The sequence below is a fragment of the Rhizobium sp. BK377 genome (assembly GCF_014193935.1).
In the GTDB taxonomy this organism is placed as follows: Bacteria; Pseudomonadota; Alphaproteobacteria; order Rhizobiales; family Rhizobiaceae; genus Rhizobium.
This window is the reverse complement of the sequence record NZ_JACIAC010000022.1, coordinates 1-1,004: the sequence shown is the minus strand read 5'-3', so window position 1 is coordinate 1,004 and position 1,004 is coordinate 1. Positions and strand designations below refer to the sequence as shown.

The 1,004-nt window shown below is 54.8% G+C and carries 2 tRNA genes and 1 rRNA gene; all 3 read left to right on the top strand.

The window, feature by feature from the left end:
* Positions 1-85: ribosomal RNA gene (locus tag FHT92_RS29080) — 16S ribosomal RNA — on the top strand; the annotation flags it as partial.
* A 248-nt stretch (positions 86-333) separates the two neighbouring features.
* Positions 334-410, top strand: a tRNA-Ile gene (locus FHT92_RS29075).
* A gap of 109 nt (positions 411-519) precedes the next feature.
* Positions 520-595: transfer RNA gene (locus tag FHT92_RS29070), tRNA-Ala, on the top strand.
* The last annotated feature ends 409 nt before the right edge of the window (positions 596-1,004 follow it).

Here is a 1,004-nt window from a genome sequence, read left to right as displayed (position 1 = left end):
GCAGCTAACCACGGTAGGGTCAGCGACTGGGGTGAAGTCGTAACAAGGTAGCCGTAGGGGAACCTGCGGCTGGATCACCTCCTTTCTAAGGAAGCCGATTTTAGCAAGGGTGGCCGTATGGCCCGCCTGGATGCCCTTTGAGCGCAAGCGAAAAGGACAAGCTATCCAGGCCACGCAAAATCCGCTTTTTAGAACATAGATGGCACCAGTCAGGTGACCATCGAAACGCAATACGCCGCGTAGACTTCGGTCATGACGGTATGGCGAGCTTTCGCCGTCCACGTTTCTCTTTCTTCAAGAAGACAAAAAACCGCGTCGACCGGTTCCCCGAATGGGCCCGTAGCTCAGTTGGTTAGAGCACACGCTTGATAAGCGTGGGGTCGGAAGTTCAAGTCTTCCCGGGCCCACCATTTGCACCAGCAAATGCGATTTGCTGTAGCGAATGAGGGTTAGGGATGATGGAATGTGGCTGATGCGGAACGTTGCCGAACCTGGATTTATCCGGGCGATCGAGCTGATGGGGCTGTAGCTCAGCTGGGAGAGCACCTGCTTTGCAAGCAGGGGGTCAGCGGTTCGATCCCGCTCAGCTCCACCAAATCGATTGGTGTCGAGACTGACGGCGATGATGTCTTTTGAAGAAGTAAAAGTTTGCATCGGCTTAGGCCTGATGCCTGTTCTGCATATATCGTGAAGAGAAGATTGATCTGGAGGCTTCCAGGTGTTGGATTTTATCCGACGTCCGAGCCCAGTTCTTGTGAAACCATGGATGGCCTAGCCGGCCGGATATGGTGGAGGGACTGGAGGGTGGAAGGAAGCTTGTCGCTCTGGATCGTCCAGCGTAAACCGCTCAAGCGGTTTATCGCGTGTTGTTCGTTGCCTTCGGGCTTCGTCTGACGGACGATCGGATTGCCGTTGCCTGACCGCGCGGTATCGGATCACATCTCGAGAAGCTGGTCTTAAGACCTGACACAAGCGAGCTGCTCGGCGTAGCTCCAATAAAGTGA